This is a genomic window from Sulfurimonas sp., from assembly GCF_016744025.1.
Lineage (GTDB): Bacteria > Campylobacterota > Campylobacteria > Campylobacterales > Sulfurimonadaceae > Sulfurimonas.
In genome coordinates, this window is the sequence record NZ_JADGFC010000024.1 from 1 (window position 1) to 20,979 (window position 20,979).

A 20,979-nucleotide genomic window follows, 5' to 3' on the forward strand; every position below is an offset into this window, starting at 1 on the left:
TCTTGCCATTTTTAATCCTATTAAATCTCATAACACATTTGTATTATTCTATCTAAATTACTGAATTAAAGTTTGTCTAGTTTATAGGGGACATTCCAATATGGCTAAAGATGCGGGTAGAAATTGTATTAAAGTTTTTACTTCGTAGTATGAAAATTAAATTTCATACTTTAAAGCTTTTTTTGTAAACTCTATTGAGCAAAAGAACATTGCTACAAAAATAGGGTTTAATTTTACGTAGTCGTCTTTTACATTTTCAAATATTTTAAACTTAAACTCTTGTTGGGTTTCTGAGTTAAGAGGAGTGATAGTAAACTCTATTGGTGTTAAAGTTTTAACCATATTTAAGATTTTCTTTTTCTTTTTTTCACTATCACTTTCTAAAATATTAAAATCTTGATTTTGTGAACTTTTATGAGAACGGATGATTTCTTCTAAAATATCTAGTTTATCTTTGAAAACTATTTTATTCCATTGTATTCTAGCCTCTTTAGACTCTATTTTACAACCACTATGCATAAGCGCATTTGGCTTTTTCTCTTTCATAGCTTCAATTAATCCTAAAAGAAAGTTGGGGCCATCTAAGGCATCTGCACACTTTTTCATAAATAGATGGATTAATGCTTTGGTTTCTTCGTTTTGTTTGTTAAAATTACACATATAGTTTCCCTTTAAATGGAATTATACCTTAAATAAATCAGTATGTCAGTTTTGTTTAAGCATATCGTAATAACAAACCTATTATTATGTCAAAAGTAAAAGAAGACAAATTTTGTCTTAATTAAAAATCAATCCTATTTCATGAGGTAAAACATGCAAGTTTATTTAGACAATAATGCTACAACAATGGTAGATCCATTAGTCGTAGAAGCAATGCAACCATTCTTTAGTGAGCTTTACGGAAACCCTAACTCACTACATAAGTTTGGAACATCAGCACATCCTGCTTTAAGCACGGCAATCGATCAAATATACACTGCGTTAAACGCAAGTGATAACGATGATATCGTATTCACATCCTGTGCAACAGAATCAAATAACTGGGTACTTCAGTCTGTATTTACAGATTTGATAGTAAATGGAGATAAAAACCATATAGTAACTAGTGAGGTTGAGCATCCATCAGTTCTTTCTACATGTAAATTTTTAGAAGAGCAAGGTGTTAAGGTTACATACCTTCCGGTTAATGATCAAGGTATAGTTGAAGCACATACAGTTAGAAGTTTTATTACAGATAAAACTGCTCTAGTTTCTATTATGTGGGCTTCTAATGAGACAGGAATGATAAACCCAATTAAAGATATTGGTGAAATCTGTAAAGAAAAAGGCGTTCTTTTTCACTCAGATGCTGTTCAAGCAGTAGGTAAGATACCAGTAGATTTACAAGACGTTTCTGTTGATTTTGTTTCAATGTCTGCACATAAATTCCATGGTCCTAAAGGTGTTGGAGCTTTATATATCAAAGATAGTAAAGCACTTACTCCATTATTTCATGGTGGTGAACATATGGGTGGTCGCCGTTCAGGTACACTAAATGTTCCTTTTATTGTTGGTATGGGTAAAGCAATAGAGCTTGCTACATCAAACATTAAAGAAACTGGTGGTAAAATCAGAGCTAAAAGAGATCGTCTAGAAGATGCTATCTTAGAACTTAGTGATACTTTTGTAGTTGGTGATAGACAAAATCGTACACCAAATACTATCCTTATATCTATAAAAGGTGTTGAGGGTGAAGGTATGCTTTGGGACTTAAACAACGGTCAAATTGGAGCATCTACTGGTTCAGCTTGTGCAAGTGAAGACCTTGAAGCAAATACAGTAATGTTAGCAATTGGCGCTGATAATGAACTAGCTCATACTGGTATCAGACTAAGTCTTAGTCGTTTTACTACAGATGCTGAGGTTGATTATACGATTAGTCATTTTAAAGGCGCAGTTGCAAGACTTAGAGCGATCTCAAGTTCATTTGCAATTCAAAAACCAACAGTAGGCGGAGAAGTTAAAGAGTGCGAACTTCACCACCACTAAAAATAAATAATTATTAAAAGGAGATAACATGGCTAAGTCAGATATGTTAGGCGAGTCTTTATGGGACGCGTATTCGAATAAAGTAACAACACTAATGAATAACCCTCAACACCAAGGTGAAATTTTTGAGGCAGATGCAGAGGAACGTGGTAACAAACTTATTGTTGCAGATTTTGGTGCAGAGTCTTGTGGTGATGCAGTACGTTTATATTGGGAAATTAATCCTAAAGACGACAGAATTATAAACTCAAAATTTAAATCTTTTGGCTGTGGTACAGCGATAGCTTCTTCTGATGTTATGACTGAACTTTGTATTGGTAAAACAGTTGATGAAGCTGTAAAGATTACAAATATTGATGTTGAAATGGCTCTTCGTGATGATCCTGAGACTCCTGCAGTTCCACCTCAAAAGATGCACTGTTCAGTAATGGCTTATGATGTTATCAAAAAAGCAGCTGGTCTTTACAAAGGCGTAGATGCTGAGAGTTTTGAAGAAGAAATCATTGTTTGTGAATGTGCTCGTGTAAGTTTAAATACTCTAAGAGAAGTTATCAAATTAAATGATTTAACTACTATTGAGCAAATTACTGATTACACTAAAGCTGGTGGGTTCTGTAAGAGCTGTATTAAGCCTGGTGGTCACGAGGCTAGAGAATGGTACTTAGTAGACATCTTAAGAGACACTCGTAAAGAGATGGATGAAGAGAAGATGAAAGCTGCTGCAGATGCAGGTTCAACTGGTGATTTCGCTAGTATGACTCTAGTTCAACAAATCAAAGCAGTTGATGCTGTAATCGATGAGAGTGTTCGTCAGTTCCTAGTTATGGATGGTGGAGACATGGAAGTTATTGACATTAAGGCGGGTGATGAAAATATAGATATTTATATTCGTTACTTAGGTGCTTGTAATGGTTGTGCTTCTTCTTCAACTGGTACACTTTACGCAATTGAGTCAACTCTTAAAGAGAAACTTTCTAAAAATATTCGCGTTTTACCAATCTAATCTTTAATAGTGGGTTTTCCCACTATTAATCTTTTTATTTACTTTTGAGTGCTTTAGATGTGTCATAAACCATCTCATAGTACTGATTGTTATTATATTCAAACTCTTGAATCACTTCTAATTTTAATTTTCTCTTATGCGCTTGGTATGAACGTGGATTTATTTTATTCACAAAAGTAACCAAAATAGGAAATCTCTTAGACATTTTCTCTCTAGCAAAATCAAATATACCTTCTAAAACACCAGTTCCACGAACGTTTTTGTCCACACATACTGGTCCATACTGATAAGAATTTTCTACACTTATAGTTTTACCTAGATAAGTAAGGTTATGCAGATCTTTTATCATATGTTCAAACATAGGCCAGATTGACCAAAACTGCCAAGATGCAGACATTACATATGCCACTATCTTTTCTTCTTTTATAGCTATAAAGAGACCTTGCTCTTCATTTATCAAAGATGTTAATTGTTTCGTTGTAAATGCAGTAGTAACAAAACCATCTGCCTTGTCTTCTTCTTTTATAGAATCAACTTGATATCTAAAATGAAGTTTTAAAATCTTTTCTATATCATCTAGTTTTGCTAGTCTATATATCATTTTGAGTCCTTTGTATTTAACATTCTATCCTATACAAAGCATTATTTTGTAAAAGCTATATATACGTACTATTACTTTGTTCGGATTTTAAATAAATCTACTTATTGACAACAGAAAAATTGTCAAAAGGATTTTTGCATGAAGAATTGTGTTGGACAAGTTGTTAGAGGTAAAGATTTTTGGGATAGAAAAATAGAATTAGAAACTATATGGGAAGCAATAGACTCAGGAAGTCATATTCTTCTTGTTGCACCAAGACGTGTTGGTAAAACTTCTATCATGCATAAGATTAAAGATGAACCAAAAGATGGCTATATAGTCATTTATATTGATACTGAATCCGCAGATAATGAGAATGAATTTTGGCACAAACTATTTAACGCAATGATGGAAGAAGATTTTATAAACAAATTAAAATCAAAGTCAAAAGTTTTATATGAAAGATTGACAAATATTAAAATCAAAAAAGTATCTGCTTCGGGAGTAGAGTTTGTAGATGGTAAAACTCTTGATTATTCAGTTGCTTTTGAGACTTTAGTTAAAGATTTAGATATAGATAAAAAACTTATTATTATGATTGATGAGTTTGCTCAAACTGTCGAAAATATTATAAAGTATGAAGATGTGAAAAATGCAAATAGCCTCTTAAAAGCGCATCGCTCACTAAGACAAAATCCTAAAGTGTCAAAAAAAGTTACATTTGTATATGCTGGTTCTATCGGTTTAGAAAGTGTTGTTTCAAAGATAAACTCGATTAAAATCATAAATGATTTAAACAATATAAAAGTTCTTCCACTATTAAAACTTGAAGCCTTTAAGTTTACAAGCCAACTCTGCTCTAGTATAAAAATAGATATGAGTGAAGATGCTATAAAATACCTTTTAGAAAAAGTAGAATGGCTGATACCATTTTATATACAGTTGTTGATTCAGCAGTTAAAAATATTATCAAGAGAAGATAGTGATAGAGTCCTTGATAACAGTGCAATTGATGAAGCCATAAATAAAGCACTAGAACATAGAAGTTATTTTGAATCTTGGCAGACAAAATTAAGAGAATCATTCTCCAATGATGAATATCTATTTGCTAAAGAGATTTTAAATATTATTTCTGAAAATAATACCATGGCATCTTCACAAATAATAAATATAGCTACTAAACATGAACTAAATGAAGATGAAGCTAAAGAAATGATTCATACTCTCATTTATGATGGATATATAAATAATAATGAGAACTCAAAAATTTATAGATATAACTCTCCAATACTAAGACAATGGTGGAATAAAAATGTTGCAAACTAATTACGTAAGATACAAGTACACTCCAGATGAGATGAGTGAAGATGAGTTTTTAGAGAGGTTTGCTGTCAGAGAAGATATTTTCAATGATATCTTCGAAGATTTGAAATCATCAGATGATAGCAATACAAATCAGCACTACATAATCATAGGTCAAAGAGGACAAGGCAAAACTACACTTTTAAGAAAACTGCAAATAGAAGTAAAAAAAGATAAAGAGTTGTCAAAATTTTTACTGCCTATAAAGTTTGCAGAAGAACAGTATCAAATTCGCTCTTTATGTAGGTTATGGGAAGAAGTGGCTGAGTATCTTCAGACTATTTATGAAGATGAATTTAACACTATATTGGACGATATGGAAAAGCATTTTGAAGATGATGATTATGATTTAAAATGTTTTTCTTATTTAGAGTCAGTTGTAAAATCTAAGGGAAAAAAACTTCTTTTGCTCATAGATAATCTAGATGAGCTCATAGGTAAACTTAGTGAAAAAGAGCAAAGACGACTTAGAGAGATACTTATAAGCTCGTCTATCTTTCGTATAGTTGGTGGCTCTACTAAGATGCTAGAACATCATCATGACTACTCCAAAGCTTTTTATGAGTACTTTAAAATCATAAAGCTAAAAAGTTTAAATGCTCAAGAGAGTAGAGAATTTTTACTGAGCATCGCAAGAGATGAGCAGAAAGAAAAAATACAAAATGTTATAGAAAACTCTCCAGCTAGAATAGAAACACTTAGAAGAATAACTGGTGGAGTGCCTAGAACTTTAGTGATGTTATTTGATATATTTTTAGATGAAGAAGGAAATGCTTTTGATGATTTGCTTAAAATACTCGATGAGGCTACACCTCTTTACAAACACCGTATGGATGATTTACCACCAGGGCTTCAAGAGATAGTTCATACTTTAGCGATAAACTGGGATGGGATGCTAACAAGTGAGATAGCTAAAAAGACTAGAGAATCAAGTAAGTCAGTCTCTGCACAATTAAAAAAACTTGAAAAGTACGAGATAGTAGAATCAGAGTCTATAGGTAAAAATAAGATATATAAGATAAAAGAGAGATTTTTTAACATTTGGTATCTAATGCGTTTTGGAAGAAAAAAAGATAGACAGAGAGTGGAGTGGCTTGTTAAATTTTTGGAGGCTTGGTGTACTGAGGAAGAGTTAGAAGAGAAGGCTGTCAAGTTTATTGTTAGGGTAAAAAAAGGTGCTGTTAGTTCTTCTTTTGCTTATAATATGGCAGAAGCTTTGAGTTATGCAGGAGTTAAGTTTGAAACTGAATTTGAATTAAAAAAAGAACTTAAAAAGTATCTTCAAAAAATTGACTCTAAATTAAGTAAAGACTTATCTAAAACAGATTACGAGGTAATGTATATTGCAAGAAACTATAAAAATGAAGGTAATTATGAAAAAGCTATATCTATATTAAATGAATCTAAAAAAGGTAGCCCTGATATAAAAGAAATGATAGCCATATATGAAAATATAGAGCGATTTGTAAATATATTCCATGAAGAAAATCCATTACTAAATGATAATAGTAGTAATGTTGACATAAAATATAAAAATATATATGCTGAATCATTCTTGTATTTGTTGAATGAAAATTTTCAAAAAAGCTATGACAAGATAGAAAAAATTCTTCAAATAATTAAGTTACAGAAATCAGAAATGAATTTGTATTATTATTTAACTCTTCTAATCTCAAAAGGACAATACTACCAAGCCAAAAAATTCTTAGAGATTCCAGAGTATCAATTAAAAGAGAGATATAAACCAATTTGGTATGCATTGATGACATTAATGCAAGATGATTTCCCAAATGAGATAAAGAAGATGGGAAGCGAACTTAAAGAGAGCGTTGATGAGGTACTAAAAGAGATTGAAGTCTATAAAGATAAGTATGCTATTTAACAATTTTAGTAGTGTAAAGAACTATTTCTTACATCATTAAAACGTTTCTATCATTAAAAATAGACGAATAGAGTCTTCTAATCACTATTAACACCACAAAGCATAAACTTCAGATAGACTGACCTCATGTACAAAAAACAATATGAACAGATAGTAGACGCACTTGTAAAAGATGGGGTCATAATTATCAAAAATTCTTTAGACCCAAAACTATGAAATGAGCTTTTAGACTCAGCAAAAAATGAGCAGAACTTTCATAGAGCCTGCATATCTGGTTCGGGTGATTTACACCTTGATAGTAACAAACGAAAAGACAAAATACATTGGCTAGATGCTAATACTTCCTCTCATAAAGAGTTTTTATCATTTGCTGATGGATTAAGAGAATATTTAAATAAAGAACTATATCTTGGGCTTTCATATTATGAGAGTCATTTTGCCATCTATGATGAGGGTGATTTTTATGAAACTCACCTAGACTGTTTTAAAAATTTTAAAAATCGTGTGGTAACAACTGTTTATTATCTCAATGATGAATGGGGTGAAGATGATGGTGGTGAACTTATTGTTTATGATAAAAATAATAACTTTTTACAAAAGGTAATACCAGAGGCTAATACCTTAGTTGTCTTTATGAGTGAGAATTTTCCGCATGAAGTACTAGCGGCTAAAAAAAGAAGATACTCTATTGCTGGTTGGTTTAGGATAGATAAGGTCTAATCTTTTTTACTTTTGTGATATCATTTCAAATATGAAATATACAATAATAGATGACATAAATATACCCGAACTAGAGATTTACAAAAAGCTCAGAGACAACGCTTTTACAGAAGATAATAGTTTTATAGCTGATAGTCCTAAAGTTGTAAATATGCTACTTGAGAGTGAGCTAGAAGTTAAAAGTATCTTGGCTACTAAAGAGTACTACGATGAATATGAAGAGTTAATAAACTCAAAAAATATATCTAAACTTTTTCTTGTAGATAAAGAAGAGATGCAAAAGATAGTCGGTCATAAGATCCATCATAACTGTATGATGCATGGAATTCGCCCAAATGAGATGCCGTTAGCATCTCTTGGAGATAACATTTTAATGTTAGATGCCATAACATCTACAGAAAATGTTGGCTCAATTGCAAGAAGTGCAGCTGCTCTAGGAGTAGATTCTTATCTACTTCCAAGTCAATCACCACATCCTTATGGAAGAAGAGCTTTAAGAGTCTCTATGGGTTATGTGAGTAAGCTAAAAATACATATCTATGAAGATATAGCGCAGACTATACAAGCTCTTAAAAAAGATGGATATAAAATATATGCAGCAGAGGTGACTCCAGATGCCACACTTCTATCTCAAGTAAAATCTCCTCAAAAATGGGTTTTGCTAATGGGACATGAAGGCAAGGGAATATCTCAAGAAATTCTTAATCTATGTGATGAGGTTTTGAGTATAGAAATGGCTGAAGGAGTTAAAAGCTTCAATGTTGGTGTAGCTGCATGTATTATGATGTATCAACTTAAATACACAAGCTAATATTTTAAATAGTTTATTTTGTTACAATAGATGCAGTTAAAGAATAGGAACTGTGATGGAGAATGTATATTTAGGACGCCAACCAATTCTTGATAGTAATGGTGACCTTGTTGCTTATGAGATACTATACCGAGATAGTTCTAAATCTAGTGATGCACGTAATGAACACTCTGCTAGTGCATCTGTAATAAGTAATATTTTAAACAAGTTTGGAACCAAGAGCTTACTTGGTGATCGAAGAGCATTTGTCAAAGTTGATGAAATGTTCTTACTTCATGATATTATCTTCTCAATACCAAAAGAGTTTTTTATATTTTCACTTTTAGAAAATGTACAAATGAGTGAACAGGTCATCAATAGAATTAAGCAACTTCATATCAGAGGTTATATACTTGCCGTTCATAATATTTCTTTAGACTCAGATTCTTTACAAAAATACTCACAAGTATATAAAGAACTCTCATACATAAAAATAAATGTAGATAAAGATATAAATCTTGATATGCAAGATAAACTTAGAGAAATTAAATCTCATAATATTCAAATAGTTGCATCTAAGATAGAAAACAATAGCGAGTATGAACTAGCAAAAAAAATTGGCTGTGATATGTTTCAAGGTTATTTCTTTGCAAAACCAAATATTGTGCAAAATGCAAAAAATGAAGCTTCTCAATTAAAGGTACTAAGCCTTTATAACATGCTCATTAATGATACAAGCATAGATGAGATTACAACAGAGTTTGAAAACAACTATGAGATAACAGTACAACTACTACGTTATATGAACTCATGTGCATTTCACTTTAGAAACAAAATCTCTTCTATTTCTCAGATATTATCTCTTGTTGGAAGAGAGCCTCTTGCGAAGTGGCTTTTACTTATAATTTATTCAAAATCACTTAGCAAAACTTCTAAACATTCACCTCTAATGCTAATGGTTAAAAGTAGAACAGAGTTGATGGAAAATATTTTAGAGGCTCTAAACCATGATGTAACAAGTAAGGAGTTAGGAGAAGCATACTTTGTAGGTGTTTTATCGCTTGTTGATACTCTGTTTGGTGTTAAGATTGAAGAAGTTTTACAAGATTTAAATATCTCAGATGAGGTTACAAATGCCTTGCTAAAAGATGATGGAATCCTCGGTGAAATATATTCTCTAATAAGAGATATAGAAGCTTTTGATACAAGCTCAATACATATATTTACTTCAAAGTACAACTTAGGAACTCATCAGATAGAAGATCTAGTTCTTAAAAGTATGCAAGATGTGAATAGTTTCGAAGAAGCAATGACAGAGTAGAAGAATACAGCTATAATTGCATACTTAAAAACTAAAGGTTCAGTTATGGATGGCACTCAAAGAAAAAATATTAAAAATGGTACAAGCGTAGCAATTGTACTTAAACAAGACCAAGACACTGGACTTCTTACAGACGGCATAGTCCGTGATTTACTTACAAAATCCCCAACTCACCCTCATGGAATAAAAGTTAGACTTATGAGTGGTGAAGTCGGTCGTGTGAAGGAGATATACTAATGAAATTTTCTACACTTCCTCTATCTAAAGAGATGCTACACAACCTAAACGAGATTGGTTATAAAGAGATGACAGCTGTACAAGCTGAGGCACTTCCTCTTATTATTGATGGAAAAGATGTAATTGCTCAAGCAAAAACAGGAAGTGGCAAAACAGCTGCTTTTGGAATAGGTCTTCTTACAAAACTACAGGTTAAAAAGTTCAGAGTTCAGTCACTTGTTCTTTGTCCAACTCGTGAACTAGCAGACCAAGTTGCAAAAGAACTTCGCACGCTTGCACGTGCTACACACAATGTAAAAATTCTTACTCTATGTGGTGGAGCTGCTTTTGGTCCTCAACTGGGTTCACTTGAACATGGTGCACATATTATTGTTGGAACACCTGGACGAATTTTGAAGCATCTAAAAAAAGCGACTCTATCTCTTGATGATTTAGATATGCTAGTTCTTGATGAAGCAGATAGAATGCTCGACATGGGATTTAGCGAAGAGATAAATGAAGTTTTATCATTCACTAAAAAGAGAAAACAGACACTTCTTTTCTCTGCAACATATACAGATGAGATTATGGACATCAGTAAAAACCTTCAACATGAAGCTGTTAGTGTAAAGACAATTTCTACTGAAACTGCGAACAACATAACTGAAAGATTTTACGAAGTAAATGAGAGTGAAAAACTAGATACTCTTGTGAATATTTTGAGTAATTTTAAACCTGAAAATGTCATAATATTTACAAATACAAAGATAGAAGCTAAAGAATTATCAGAAGATTTACTAAAGAAAAAGATAGATTCCCTTGCAATTCACGGGGACCTTGAGCAGTATGAGAGAAATGATGTTTTAGTACAGTTCTCAAATAAAAGCTGTCCTGTCCTTATAGCTACGGATGTTGCCGCTCGTGGTCTAGATATTAAAGAACTTTCTATGGTTATCAACTACAACATTCCTCATGGAGATGAGACTTACACTCACCGAATAGGAAGAACAGGTCGTGCTGGTAAAGATGGTTTAGCCTTTACACTATTTAGTAGTTATGAAGCGGATAAGGCTTATGAGTATCAAAATGCTACTAGACTTTTTGAAGATGCCCGAGAGCTTAAAGTAGTTAACGGTTTCGAGATGAAACCTCAGTATGTAACACTTGTTATAGAGGGTGGAAAGAAAGATAAGGTTAGAGCAGGAGATTTACTTGGTGCTCTAACTGGAGATGCAGGACTTAAAGGTAGCTCTATAGGTAAGATAGACATTTATGAGCGTCAAAGTTATGTTGCCATAGAGCGTAAGCTTATAGATGAAGCTCATAAAAAGCTTAACAATGGAAAAATAAAAGGAAGAAATTTCTCTGTTTGGATTTTATAGATGAAATATTTTTTAGTACTTCTTTTATTGCTTACAACACTTATTGCAAAGGATAAGAATATGAGTATTTATGATTTTAATGTAATTGATATTGATGGTAAAGAAGTTTCTCTTTCAGACTACAAAGGTAAGGTTTTACTTATTGTAAATGTTGCAAGTGAGTGTGGTTTTACCCCTCAATATGAGGGTTTAGAAGAACTTTATCAGACATATAAAGAACAAGGCTTTATGGTTCTCGGGTTTCCATCAAATCAGTTTGGCAAGCAAGAGTCCGGAAGTAATGAAAAGATAAAGTTTTTTTGCCAAGGAACTTATGACGTTCACTTTGATATGTTTTCAAAAATAGATGTTAACGGAGACAATGCATCTTCTTTGTATAAATACCTTAAAAAAGAGCAGGGTGGCATCTTATGGATGGATTCTATTAAATGGAATTTTACTAAGTTTCTAGTAGATGCTAATGGTAAAGTGTTAGATAGATACTCTCCTTCAACTAAACCATTAGATATTAAAAAAGATATAGAGAAACTACTTAAGTAGATGAAAGAACTAAAGTACTTAAATCACTATCCTGCTGGAGTAAGAGAACAGGTTAGTCAACTTATAAAAGCAGATAAACTCTCTGCTCATTTACTTAAAAAATATCCGCGAGCTCATGATAAAAAGAGTGATAAAAAACTCTTTTCATATGCAAATGATTTAAAAAATGAATTTATTAAAAAAGCTTCTCCTCTTAGTAAAGTTATTTATGATGGAAAAATAAATGTTATTCACAATGCGTTAGGTACTCATCATTTTATTTCACGTGTACAAGGTGGTAAGTTAAAAGCCAAAAATGAGATACGAGTAGCATCTATGTTTAAGAGTGTGCCTGAGGACTTTTTAGAAATGATAGTTGTACATGAACTAGCGCATTATAAAGAAAAAGAGCACAATAAAGCCTTTTATAAACTATGCGAATATATGCAACCATCATATCACCAAGTTGAATTTGATTTACGACTTTATCTTACATACGTTGATGTGAGTGGAAAACTTAAGGAGTGGAGTTAAAAACTATATTTGGAATGTTTCTTGCTATTTATTTTCTAATAAACTAAGGACATATAAATGAATATCAATCCAAATGCTGGAATTCAACAAGCTCAAACTAACAACGGAGAAACTCAAAAACAATATGTAGCTAGAATGATGAGAGCAACATTGGCTTCTCTTCCTGAACATACACAATCAGAAATTAAAGCTTTAATGAGTGAATTAGACCCAGCAACAAAAAAAGAAGCGGCAACAAAAATGCTTCAAATTGAATCATCTAATATGACAGTAGCCGACCTTACAAAAGCGATAATGGATATTTATAAGCCTGGTGCTGCAACAACTCCAAGTAAATCATCTTATCCTTCAGCATTTAGTGTTTACGCATAAATATAGATTAATCATTATAATAGCTAATTTTTAAATTAAGTTCTAATTATGTTATAAAAGATATTATTGTGATAACTTTATAATAATAGGACTTATACTATGAAAAAAATTCTTGCAACAACCGCGTTATTCGTTTCACTAATTGCACCTAGTGCTTTAAGTGCAGACCAGGCAAAAGGCCTAAATGTTCTAGTAAATTCAGCTAACCCTCAAACTCAAGCAATGGCAATGGTTTTATCTCTTATGACTATCAAAAAGCACAAAAGAGAAGTTAATATAGTTCTATGTGGAGCTGCTGGTGATTTAGCAGATAAAAATATTAAAGGGGTAGCTGTAAAAAGACCTAATGGCAAAGCACCATCAGCAAAAGATCATTTAAAACTTTTGATTAAAAAAGGTGCTCATGTAGAAGTCTGTCCTCTTTACTTACCTAATGCAGGTAAAGATAAATCAATTCTTTTAAAGGGAATTACAGTTGCTAAACCACCAGTAGTTGCTGGAAATCTATTAAACGAAGACTTTCAAAACATTACTTTCTAAAGTGATGTTTTAACTTAACTCGTCAATCTTGTGTTGATATTTATCGTTGATTTCATCAAGCTGAGTTTGTGCGATTTCAAGTTCTTCAAAAGCTTCTTCTACAGAAGCTTCTTCATCTGAAACAAGCTTTGTTAGTTCCATCAATTTAGAACTTTCTCCAGAGTTTGAGACTGCTATAAGCCCATGATGATGGATCTCTAAACGTTCTTCAGTTTCCATGATTTTAGTCTCTAGTTTTTCTACTTTTTTCTTTAAAGAAGAAGTTAATTTATTTCTCTCTCTAACCATTTCAGCTTTTAGTTTTTTGTTCTCTTTTTGGTTGCCTTTTGGAGCAGCTTTAACTTTTTGTTCTTTATCTTCATCTTCCCAACCAATTTTTTCTAAGAAGTCATTATAGCCACCGTCGAAATATTCAGCACCGTCTTTTGCAAAGATAATAAGTCTATCACATACTCTGCGTAAAAGTTCCTCGGAGTGAGTTACTATGATAACTGAACCTTTAAATTTTTTTATGGCATTAGTAAGTGCTTCGATGGAATCCATATCGAGGTGATTGGTAGGCTCATCTAGAAAAAGAAGGTTTACATTACGAGCTATAATCTGTCCTAACATTACACGACTTTTTTCTCCACCAGAGAGAAGTGAGATCTTCTTCTTAGCGGCATCGCCACTAAACATCATCCCGCCACAAATGCTTCTAACATTTGCTTCTGAGAGTTTTGGATTTCCTACATATATTTCATCCATGACAGTATTTTTTTCACTAAGATGCGCTATATTTGTCTGACCAAAATGAGCAAAAGAAGTCGATCCATGAAAATCAACATTACCACTTAGTTGTTTTAGCTCTCCCGCAATAGTATTTAAAAGAGTTGATTTTCCCTTACCGTTTTTACCGATGATGCCAAGACATTCACCTTTTTCTAAAGTAAAAGATATCTTGTCAAAGAGAATATTCTCTGGTGTATAACCAAATTTCAAATCTTTAACATCAAGCAGAATTTTCGCAGGTGTGTCTTTGAAGTTAAAGTTAAACTCTAAAGTGTTGTCAAAGTTCAAATTATCAAGTAAATCCATCTTCTGCAGTTCTTTTACTTTTGACTGTGCTCGTGTTGCTGTAGATGCACGGGCTTTATTTTTAGCAATGAACTCTTCCATCTCTTTTACTTTTTTATCTTGTGCAATTTTTTGTTTTGAGTGAAGCTCATCATTCGCTTGAAGTTGCTCATAAAATTTGTGAGTATCACCGGGAATAAGTTCTATCTTTTTACGAACTAAACCCATTGTATGAGTAGTGATAGAATCCATAAAGTTTCTATCATGTGTAATTAGTATTACTTCACCCTCAAAAGAGCGTAAAAAGCTCTTCAACCATCTTAGCGATACAATATCTAAATAGTTAGTAGGCTCATCTAATAGAAGTAGATTTGGCTCTGTAACAAGGAGTTTTGCAAGGTTGATACGAATCTGATAACCACCAGAGAATGAAAGAGGATCTTTTTCTAAATCATCTTGTACAAAACCAAGACCAAATAGAATCTTCTCCACTCTGTATACATCATATTTCATGTCTTCTTCAAGAGCAAGAGCAGCTTCTTCTCTTAAAGTTGATTCACTAAATGTAAGATGCTGTTTAAGTGTACCAATTTTATAATTTTTGGGGATAATAATTTCTCCACCATCAGCGCTCTCTTCTGCAAGTATGAGTTTAAAAAGAGTAGATTTTCCACTACCATTTCTACCTACAAGACCTACACGGTTTCCACTATTTAGTTTGAAGTTAAGGTTTGAGAAAAGTTCTTGAGAAGAATAGCTTTTAGAGATATTATTTAATTGTATCATGATGCTCTTTTTTGGTTAATGTTTTATAGGTTGATTGAATTAAAATTAATTAGAAGTTTTTTTCTCTTTTAGCATTCTTTTATACTCTTTTTCGAACTTCTTTCTTCTAGAGTATGCAAGTTTATCTATAAAAAGTATGCCGTTTAGGTGGTCTATTTCATGCTGAATAGCAACACTTAATAATCCATCTGCATCTAATGTTTTTGTATTAGCATTTCTATCTTGAAAGTTAACAGTTATATTTTCATATCTGCTAATATCCTCGTAAAAACTAGGAACACTTAAACAACCTTCTTGATAAATGATTTCGCCCTCTTTACTTGTAATAATAGGGTTTATCATCTCTATAAGATTTTCTATTGGTTGAGTGCCATCTTCTTCTGGAATATTTAAAATCAATACTTGTTTAGCGTGAGAAACTTGTATTGCCGCTAGTCCAATGCCATTTGTTTGCATCATTATTGGGTACATTGCATCTAAAAGTTCATGCAACTCTTTATCAAATTTATCTATCTTTTTTGATTTTTCTTTTAGTTTTCTATCTGGATATTCTACTATTGTTAAATTCATTTATGTATTTACTTTTCTATTGGTGTTTCTGTCACTTTTCTTTGTGAAACTGCAAAATCTATTTTTTTATCGCTATAAGCTTTTTCGATACCATCTATTGCACTTACTACAACTTCTTCTACCGAATTAATTATTGTAATATCCGTAATACCTATAGATATTTTTAAAAGTATCTCTCTATCCGCTAAGAAAAAATTAGAGTTAGAAATTAACTCACAAAGTCTTTCACTCGCTTTTTTTGCACTAGCTATATCTGTATGTTTTAAGAGCATCGCAAAAAGACCATTGCCATAATGAGCAACAGTATCACTTCTTCTAGATGTTTTAAGAAGAAGTCTTGCTATTGTTCTTGTCATTAGAGTAATAGCTTTTTCATTGTTCACACTCTCTTTAAGTTCGCGAGAGAGTTCAATCATGATTAGTGAGCTTTTATGTTTAAACTCAGTAATAAGTTCAATTTCTTGCTCTATTTTTGTCATTAGATAGCGTTTGTTATAAACACCAAACTTGTTATCAAAAATAGTTTCATTTTCTACACTTTTAACAATATTGGCAGTATCATCATAAAGAATTTTCATGTGAGAACTCTGTTTTTTTAATATAGTGTTTAGCTTAGAAACATCACTTCCTAAAGAAGCAACTACTCCAGAAGCAGCATTTGCTTCAGTGCTCTCTTCTAACTCTTTTTTTCTTTTATCAAGAATTTTTGTCATTAGCGCCATGTTCTTGTAAAGATTAGCTGTAACACTTAGAATACTTTTTACTGAAGTAAAACCTTTTTTCAAACTTTGTTCAAGCATGATAGTATTTTCATCATCATTGCTTTCTTCAAGTTCAAGTACAGAGTATATTTGTTTACGAAGATTTTCACTCTTATCTTCAAGAAGTCTATCAAAGTAGAGTGAAAAGTTATTTGGTGTTGGTGGCAGGTTATCTGCAATAAGAGAGTTTAATACCTCTTTAGAATATATTTCCAAATCACTAGTTGGTTCATTCATATCTAATGCCGCGACAACTGGTTCTTCTTTTGCTACGCCAACATGACGTCGATTTCTAGATCTTAAAGCTCCTGCCATAACTACCCCTTACTCTTTATCATTTTTAACTAAAACCTCGTCAATCATTCCATACTCTTGTGCTTCTTTTGCGCTCATAAAGTTGTCACGATCGGTATCTTTTTCTACTTTCTTAACAGTTTGTCCTGTGTTCTTGGCCAAGATACCATTAAGTTCGGCTTTCATACGTAGAATCTCTTCTGCTTGAATAGCTATATCTGTTGCTTGACCTTGAGCACCACCTAAAGGTTGGTGAATCATTATACGAGCATGAGGAAGAGCATATCTCTTACCTTTCTCTCCAGATGAAAGTAAAAATGCACCCATAGATGCGGCTTGTCCTATACATATAGTAGTAATGTGTGGACGAATATAGTTCATAGTATCAAAAATTGCCATTCCTGCAGTAACAACTCCACCTGGAGAGTTTATGTAGAAATAGATGTCTTTCTCTGGATCTTCTGCTTCAAGAAATAGCATTTGTGCAACTATAGAAGAAGCAACGGCATCGTTAACTTCTCCACTTAGCATAATAATTCTATCTTTTAAAAGACGAGAGTAGATATCGTAAGAACGTTCACCACGACCTGTCTTTTCTACAACATAAGGAGTATAACTCATGATTACGCTTCTTTTATCTTTGAGTTAAGAAGTTGGCTAAGAACCTTGTCTTCTACCATTGACATCTGAACTGCTGGAAGGTAACCTGCATCTTTGTACTGATCATATGCTTTTTTAGGATCTTGACCTGATTGCATTGCTTCGTAGTAAATAGTTTGCATAACTTCTTGCTCTTCAACTTTTACGTTTTCTGCAATAGCTAATGCATCAATAATGAAAGTGGCTCTTACACTTCTTTGTGCATCATCACGGAAAGTATCACGAAGCTCATTTAGCTTCTCTTCACTATCACGAAGAACTTGAACTTCTTCTTCACTCATTGTTTGAGCTTTTTTGTTAAGAGCCATATCTATTTCTTGATCTACAACAAACTCTGGTAGGTCAAATGCTAAATCTTTAACAAAAGTCTCTAATAGAGCAGGTTTTAAGTCATCATTGTAAAGTTTAGCTAACTCTTCATTTTCAATTTGAGCTTTAACTTGTTTTGTAAGTTCTTCTACTGTTGCATCTTCTTGACCAGAAAGCATTTTTTTAGCAAACTCATCATCAATTACAACTTCGTCTTTAACCTTAATACCATTAACTTTTACTTTGAAAGAAGCAGGCTTACCAGCTAACTCTTTACCACCGTAGTTTTCTGGGAAAGTTACATCTATTACAACTTCTTCATCTCTTTTTACGCCAATTAGTTGATCTTCAAAACCTGGAATAAACTGACCTGAACCTAAAAGTAGTTCGAAGTTCTCAGCTGTACCACCTTCAAAAACTTCACCATCAACAGAACCTTCAAAATCAATAACAGCAGTATCGCCATCTTTCATTTTACGGTTTCTTTTAATATCTGATAACGGAGATTGAGATTGAGATAAATCTTTGATTCTTTTTTCAACATCTGCATCACTTACAGCTGGCTTGTCAAAATCTTTAATCATTGAAGCATAATCACCAAGTTCAATTTCTGGTCTCATAGCAACTTTTATAGCTACTTCAATTTTGTCATCTGACTTGTCAAATTTATAAATATTTGGCTCGCCAATTAATGCTTCATTAGCAATATTTAAATCTGCTAAACCTTGAGTAAGAACTTCACGAAGAGCTTCAGACTCAGCATCTTGAACAAGTTTTTCACCATATTGCTTCTTAACGATAGCGATAGGAACCTTACCTTTACGAAAACCTTGAACACTAGCAGTTTTTGCTAATTCTTTAGCAATCTTTTCTAAATTAGCATTAATAACTTCACTTAAAATTGTAGCCTCTATTGTAGCGTTAGCACCGTCTATTTTATTTGATTTGATTTCCATCAATTTCCTTTATCTTATTATCTATAGTTGTAATTTAACTATTATTTTGGATAATAATATCTAAAATCTGCTTTTAGTTAGCTTTTGCATAGTTTAGGCTTAAAATTTAACAATAAGAACCACACAACTGCTATATCTATCATTACATCTGCAAAGTTAAATACTGCAAAATTAAAGCCGCAATGCCAATAGACCATGTCCACAACTCCGCCGTGAATAAACCTATCATATATGTTTGAAAAAGCACCTCCAAGCATTAATCCTGCTGGGAATGCAAAACACACTTTTTTCATACTTATAATGTAGACCATGATACCAATCACTAAAATAAGTTGTATGTACTTTAGCCATTCTTGTAAAAATTCCAACATAGAAAATGCTACACCTTTGTTGTAAACCAATATAAGGTCTATACACTCAGTGTAATAACGAAAACCATCTACAAATAGCATCTTGATATTTTGATCAATAATAAAAATTCCAGCCATTGTGAAAAACATAATGGCACTAAGTCTCAATGTCGCCTTAGGCATTTAAAGCTTTTTGGAAAAAAATCACCATGTCATCCATATTTTCATTCATCTCTTTAGCGTTTTTACACTCTAGTAAAACACGAAGTTTATTTTCTGTTCCAGAGTATCTTATTAAATGACGAATATTTTTTGCATCTAACTTTTCTAGTTTTTCACTTAAACCAGAAATCTTCTCTAAAGGTAACTTTGTTTTTATATTTATATTAACAAGTTTTTGAGGGTATAAACTAAATGGACGAAGAGCCTCTGAGGCTTTGCTATTTGTATTTATAAGTAGTGCTAAAGTTTGAAGAGCACTTACAAGCCCATCCCCAGTTTTAGCAAAGTCACTAATGATTACGTGACCACTTTGCTCACCACCAAAATTGATACTCTCTTTTTTCATAATTTCTAAAACATTTTTATCGCCAACATCAGAACGAAATAGTTTTAGCTGTTTTGATGTCATATAATCTTCTAGACCTTGATTACTCATAACAGTAGAAACAATTCCTCCACCTTTTAAAGCCCCTCTATCATTCATATATGAACCAAGAGCTCCTAAAAGTTGATCTCCATCTACAATTTCACCATTCTCATCTACAACTACAAGTCTATCTGCATCTCCATCTAGTGCGATACCTAAATCTGCTCTATATTTAATAACACTTTCGCAAAGGTCTTTTGTATGGAGTGCTCCACAGCCTTCATTAATATTGAATCCATCAGGTTGATTATGTAATACAATAACGTCAGCTCCAAGCTCTTCTAATACAGTTGGCCCTACTATATATCCAGCTCCATTTGCTGCGTCTAATACAATTCTCATACCACTCAATGTAAGCTCTCTTGGAAAAGAGTTTTTTAGAGCAACTATATATCGTCCTATTACATCATCTATTCTTTTAGCTTTACCTATATTTTTTGCAGTCACCTGTGCTTCTAGAATTTTTTCTTCATCCGCGTAGATTGCTTCTATCTCTTTTTCTACGTCATGAGAGAGTTTATTTCCATCTGCATCAAAGAATTTAATTCCATTATCTTCATACGAATTATGAGAAGCACTAATCATAATACCAGCGTCACATCTCATATTCTCAGTAATAAAAGCGATAGCTGGAGTTGGCATTGGTCCAATTTCAACTACATCATACCCTATCGCTGTTAGACCACTAACGATAGCATTTTCTATCATATAACCACTTCTACGAGTATCTTTACCAATTAAAATTCTATTAGTTATTGAATGAGATTTAAAATATATTCCAGCTGCCATAGCTATTCTCATGGCTAAAGGTGCGCTTAAAAAAGATCCAGCTTCACCTCTAACTCCGTCTGTTCCAAATAATTTCATTATATTTCCATAATATTAAAGTGGAGTATTTTAACATAATTAGACCCACTATTGAATTTTAAATTATTTGAGCATTTAAAGCTTTGTACTTGGCAAGATATCTACACATAAACATAAGATTTAGAAATTCACCTTGTCTTTAACTTAAATTTAATTATCTTTAAGCTAAAATTGCGCACTAAAAAATTAATGAGAAGGACTCATGCATGGCAAATCACAAGTCATCAGTTAAGAGAATTCGCCAAACAATCGTTCGTACTGAACGTAATCGTTTTTACAGAACTCGTCTTAAGAACATCGTAAAAGATGTAAATACTGCAGTAGAAGCAGGAAGTAAAGAAGAAGCAACAGCAGCATTTAAAATTGCTAACCAACAAATTCATAAATTTGTAAGCAAAGGTATCTTAAAAAAAGAAACTGCAGCTAGAAAAGTTAGTCGTCTACAAAAATCTGTAAACGCTATATAATTAGA

The 20,979-nt window shown here is 32.5% G+C and carries 23 protein-coding genes; 14 read left to right on the top strand and 9 right to left on the bottom strand.

Features of this window, described 5'->3' with window-relative positions:
- Nucleotides 1-156 precede the first annotated feature (156 nt).
- The gene (locus QZZ48_RS05405; RefSeq protein ID WP_294962811.1) at nucleotides 157-660 is read right to left on the bottom strand and encodes a hypothetical protein; all 504 of its coding nucleotides are present in this window, start codon (nucleotides 658-660) and stop codon (nucleotides 157-159) included.
- A 153-nt stretch (nucleotides 661-813) separates the two neighbouring features.
- Here QZZ48_RS05405 and QZZ48_RS05410 point away from each other — a divergent pair, with 153 nt between their 5' ends.
- Together QZZ48_RS05410 and QZZ48_RS05415 are read left to right on the top strand one after the other, a co-directional pair.
- On the top strand, nucleotides 814-2,028 hold the full coding sequence (locus tag QZZ48_RS05410; protein WP_294962813.1) for a NifS family cysteine desulfurase: 1,215 nt from the start codon (nucleotides 814-816) through the stop codon (nucleotides 2,026-2,028).
- A gap of 28 nt (nucleotides 2,029-2,056) precedes the next feature.
- Nucleotides 2,057-3,031: an iron-sulfur cluster assembly scaffold protein gene (locus QZZ48_RS05415; RefSeq protein WP_294962815.1), complete on the top strand. Its 975-nt coding sequence runs from the start codon at nucleotides 2,057-2,059 to the stop codon at nucleotides 3,029-3,031.
- Nucleotides 3,032-3,065: 34 nt separating this feature from the next.
- Here the strand turns inward: QZZ48_RS05415 and QZZ48_RS05420 are convergent, their stop codons facing one another.
- Nucleotides 3,066-3,632: a GNAT family acetyltransferase gene (locus tag QZZ48_RS05420; RefSeq protein ID WP_294962817.1), complete on the bottom strand. Its 567-nt coding sequence runs from the start codon at nucleotides 3,630-3,632 to the stop codon at nucleotides 3,066-3,068.
- 138 nt (nucleotides 3,633-3,770) lie between these two features.
- On the opposite strand from QZZ48_RS05420, the gene QZZ48_RS05425 reads away from it, so the two are divergent.
- The 11 genes from QZZ48_RS05425 to QZZ48_RS05475 all read left to right on the top strand — a co-directional run bounded on the left by QZZ48_RS05425 (nucleotide 3,771) and on the right by QZZ48_RS05475 (nucleotide 13,249).
- On the top strand, nucleotides 3,771-4,937 hold the full coding sequence (locus QZZ48_RS05425) for an ATP-binding protein (protein WP_294962820.1): 1,167 nt from the start codon (nucleotides 3,771-3,773) through the stop codon (nucleotides 4,935-4,937).
- On the top strand, nucleotides 4,924-6,855 hold the full coding sequence (locus QZZ48_RS05430; protein WP_294962822.1) for a winged helix-turn-helix domain-containing protein: 1,932 nt from the start codon (nucleotides 4,924-4,926) through the stop codon (nucleotides 6,853-6,855). Before QZZ48_RS05425 ends, QZZ48_RS05430 begins: the two co-directional genes overlap by 14 nt.
- Before the next feature lie 441 nt (nucleotides 6,856-7,296).
- On the top strand, nucleotides 7,297-7,575 hold the full coding sequence (locus QZZ48_RS05435; protein WP_294962890.1) for a 2OG-Fe(II) oxygenase: 279 nt from the start codon (nucleotides 7,297-7,299) through the stop codon (nucleotides 7,573-7,575).
- A 31-nt stretch (nucleotides 7,576-7,606) separates the two neighbouring features.
- Nucleotides 7,607-8,386: an RNA methyltransferase gene (locus QZZ48_RS05440; RefSeq protein WP_294962824.1), complete on the top strand. Its 780-nt coding sequence runs from the start codon at nucleotides 7,607-7,609 to the stop codon at nucleotides 8,384-8,386.
- Between the two features lie 55 nt (nucleotides 8,387-8,441).
- Nucleotides 8,442-9,686, top strand: coding sequence for an EAL domain-containing protein (locus QZZ48_RS05445; RefSeq protein WP_294962827.1), 1,245 nt, complete (start codon nucleotides 8,442-8,444; stop codon nucleotides 9,684-9,686).
- A gap of 45 nt (nucleotides 9,687-9,731) precedes the next feature.
- Complete coding sequence (locus QZZ48_RS05450; protein ID WP_294962830.1) at nucleotides 9,732-9,923, top strand: YwbE family protein; 192 nt, start codon at nucleotides 9,732-9,734, stop codon at nucleotides 9,921-9,923.
- Nucleotides 9,923-11,284 carry an ATP-dependent RNA helicase DbpA gene (gene dbpA, locus QZZ48_RS05455; RefSeq protein ID WP_294962833.1) on the top strand — a complete coding sequence of 454 codons (1,362 nt, stop codon included), beginning with the start codon at nucleotides 9,923-9,925 and terminating at the stop codon, nucleotides 11,282-11,284. The genes QZZ48_RS05450 and dbpA overlap by 1 nt, the downstream gene beginning before the upstream one ends.
- A 60-nt stretch (nucleotides 11,285-11,344) precedes the next feature.
- Complete coding sequence (locus QZZ48_RS05460) at nucleotides 11,345-11,824, top strand: glutathione peroxidase (RefSeq protein ID WP_294962893.1); 480 nt, start codon at nucleotides 11,345-11,347, stop codon at nucleotides 11,822-11,824.
- Nucleotides 11,825-12,337: a YgjP-like metallopeptidase domain-containing protein gene (locus tag QZZ48_RS05465; protein WP_294962836.1), complete on the top strand. Its 513-nt coding sequence runs from the start codon at nucleotides 11,825-11,827 to the stop codon at nucleotides 12,335-12,337.
- A 57-nt stretch (nucleotides 12,338-12,394) separates the two neighbouring features.
- Nucleotides 12,395-12,709 (top strand): hypothetical protein, encoded by a 315-nt coding sequence (locus QZZ48_RS05470; RefSeq protein ID WP_294962838.1) that lies wholly within the window; start codon nucleotides 12,395-12,397, stop codon nucleotides 12,707-12,709.
- A gap of 99 nt (nucleotides 12,710-12,808) precedes the next feature.
- Nucleotides 12,809-13,249 (top strand): hypothetical protein, encoded by a 441-nt coding sequence (locus QZZ48_RS05475; RefSeq protein ID WP_294962841.1) that lies wholly within the window; start codon nucleotides 12,809-12,811, stop codon nucleotides 13,247-13,249.
- A 9-nt stretch (nucleotides 13,250-13,258) separates the two neighbouring features.
- On the opposite strand, the gene QZZ48_RS05480 is transcribed toward QZZ48_RS05475, so the two are convergent.
- The 7 genes from QZZ48_RS05480 to glmM form a co-directional block, all read right to left on the bottom strand.
- Entirely contained in the window at nucleotides 13,259-15,091 is a 1,833-nt protein-coding gene (locus QZZ48_RS05480) for an ATP-binding cassette domain-containing protein (RefSeq protein ID WP_294962844.1), read from the bottom strand.
- A 45-nt stretch (nucleotides 15,092-15,136) separates the two neighbouring features.
- Nucleotides 15,137-15,661, bottom strand: a complete 525-nt coding sequence (gene def, locus QZZ48_RS05485; protein ID WP_294962847.1) for a peptide deformylase — start codon at nucleotides 15,659-15,661, stop codon at nucleotides 15,137-15,139.
- 8 nt (nucleotides 15,662-15,669) lie between these two features.
- A complete protein-coding gene (locus QZZ48_RS05490) occupies nucleotides 15,670-16,737 on the bottom strand; it encodes a GGDEF domain-containing protein (protein ID WP_294962850.1) in 1,068 nt (355 codons plus the stop codon).
- 9 nt (nucleotides 16,738-16,746) lie between these two features.
- Complete coding sequence (clpP, locus tag QZZ48_RS05495) at nucleotides 16,747-17,337, bottom strand: ATP-dependent Clp endopeptidase proteolytic subunit ClpP (RefSeq protein ID WP_294962853.1); 591 nt, start codon at nucleotides 17,335-17,337, stop codon at nucleotides 16,747-16,749.
- Nucleotides 17,338-17,339: 2 nt separating this feature from the next.
- On the bottom strand, nucleotides 17,340-18,641 hold the full coding sequence (tig, locus tag QZZ48_RS05500; protein ID WP_294962856.1) for a trigger factor: 1,302 nt from the start codon (nucleotides 18,639-18,641) through the stop codon (nucleotides 17,340-17,342).
- Between the two features lie 77 nt (nucleotides 18,642-18,718).
- Nucleotides 18,719-19,174 (bottom strand): signal peptidase II, encoded by a 456-nt coding sequence (lspA, locus tag QZZ48_RS05505; protein WP_294962858.1) that lies wholly within the window; start codon nucleotides 19,172-19,174, stop codon nucleotides 18,719-18,721.
- Nucleotides 19,167-20,507, bottom strand: a complete 1,341-nt coding sequence (gene glmM, locus QZZ48_RS05510) for a phosphoglucosamine mutase (protein ID WP_294962860.1) — start codon at nucleotides 20,505-20,507, stop codon at nucleotides 19,167-19,169. The genes lspA and glmM overlap by 8 nt, the downstream gene beginning before the upstream one ends.
- A gap of 206 nt (nucleotides 20,508-20,713) precedes the next feature.
- Here glmM and rpsT point away from each other — a divergent pair, with 206 nt between their 5' ends.
- Complete coding sequence (gene rpsT, locus QZZ48_RS05515) at nucleotides 20,714-20,974, top strand: 30S ribosomal protein S20 (RefSeq protein ID WP_294962862.1); 261 nt, start codon at nucleotides 20,714-20,716, stop codon at nucleotides 20,972-20,974.
- Nucleotides 20,975-20,979 lie beyond the last annotated feature (5 nt).

What these genes read in the sequence shown, in the direction of transcription:
- rpsT (WP_294962862.1), top strand. Translation starts at nt 20,714, where the DNA reads ATGGCAAATCACAAGTCATCAGTTAAGAGAATTCGCCAAACAATCGTT.
- QZZ48_RS05420 (WP_294962817.1), bottom strand. Translation starts at nt 3,632, where the DNA reads ATGATATATAGACTAGCAAAACTAGATGATATAGAAAAGATTTTAAAA.
- def (WP_294962847.1), bottom strand. Translation starts at nt 15,661, where the DNA reads ATGAATTTAACAATAGTAGAATATCCAGATAGAAAACTAAAAGAAAAA.
- lspA (WP_294962858.1), bottom strand. Translation starts at nt 19,174, where the DNA reads ATGCCTAAGGCGACATTGAGACTTAGTGCCATTATGTTTTTCACAATG.
- QZZ48_RS05405 (WP_294962811.1), bottom strand. Translation starts at nt 660, where the DNA reads ATGTGTAATTTTAACAAACAAAACGAAGAAACCAAAGCATTAATCCAT.
- glmM (WP_294962860.1), bottom strand. Translation starts at nt 20,507, where the DNA reads ATGAAATTATTTGGAACAGACGGAGTTAGAGGTGAAGCTGGATCTTTT.
- QZZ48_RS05475 (WP_294962841.1), top strand. Translation starts at nt 12,809, where the DNA reads ATGAAAAAAATTCTTGCAACAACCGCGTTATTCGTTTCACTAATTGCA.
- QZZ48_RS05470 (WP_294962838.1), top strand. Translation starts at nt 12,395, where the DNA reads ATGAATATCAATCCAAATGCTGGAATTCAACAAGCTCAAACTAACAAC.
- QZZ48_RS05415 (WP_294962815.1), top strand. Translation starts at nt 2,057, where the DNA reads ATGGCTAAGTCAGATATGTTAGGCGAGTCTTTATGGGACGCGTATTCG.
- QZZ48_RS05445 (WP_294962827.1), top strand. Translation starts at nt 8,442, where the DNA reads ATGGAGAATGTATATTTAGGACGCCAACCAATTCTTGATAGTAATGGT.
- QZZ48_RS05430 (WP_294962822.1), top strand. Translation starts at nt 4,924, where the DNA reads ATGTTGCAAACTAATTACGTAAGATACAAGTACACTCCAGATGAGATG.
- QZZ48_RS05450 (WP_294962830.1), top strand. Translation starts at nt 9,732, where the DNA reads ATGGATGGCACTCAAAGAAAAAATATTAAAAATGGTACAAGCGTAGCA.
- QZZ48_RS05460 (WP_294962893.1), top strand. Translation starts at nt 11,345, where the DNA reads ATGAGTATTTATGATTTTAATGTAATTGATATTGATGGTAAAGAAGTT.
- dbpA (WP_294962833.1), top strand. Translation starts at nt 9,923, where the DNA reads ATGAAATTTTCTACACTTCCTCTATCTAAAGAGATGCTACACAACCTA.
- clpP (WP_294962853.1), bottom strand. Translation starts at nt 17,337, where the DNA reads ATGAGTTATACTCCTTATGTTGTAGAAAAGACAGGTCGTGGTGAACGT.
- QZZ48_RS05490 (WP_294962850.1), bottom strand. Translation starts at nt 16,737, where the DNA reads ATGGCAGGAGCTTTAAGATCTAGAAATCGACGTCATGTTGGCGTAGCA.
- QZZ48_RS05440 (WP_294962824.1), top strand. Translation starts at nt 7,607, where the DNA reads ATGAAATATACAATAATAGATGACATAAATATACCCGAACTAGAGATT.
- QZZ48_RS05465 (WP_294962836.1), top strand. Translation starts at nt 11,825, where the DNA reads ATGAAAGAACTAAAGTACTTAAATCACTATCCTGCTGGAGTAAGAGAA.
- QZZ48_RS05480 (WP_294962844.1), bottom strand. Translation starts at nt 15,091, where the DNA reads ATGATACAATTAAATAATATCTCTAAAAGCTATTCTTCTCAAGAACTT.
- QZZ48_RS05410 (WP_294962813.1), top strand. Translation starts at nt 814, where the DNA reads ATGCAAGTTTATTTAGACAATAATGCTACAACAATGGTAGATCCATTA.
- tig (WP_294962856.1), bottom strand. Translation starts at nt 18,641, where the DNA reads ATGGAAATCAAATCAAATAAAATAGACGGTGCTAACGCTACAATAGAG.
- QZZ48_RS05425 (WP_294962820.1), top strand. Translation starts at nt 3,771, where the DNA reads ATGAAGAATTGTGTTGGACAAGTTGTTAGAGGTAAAGATTTTTGGGAT.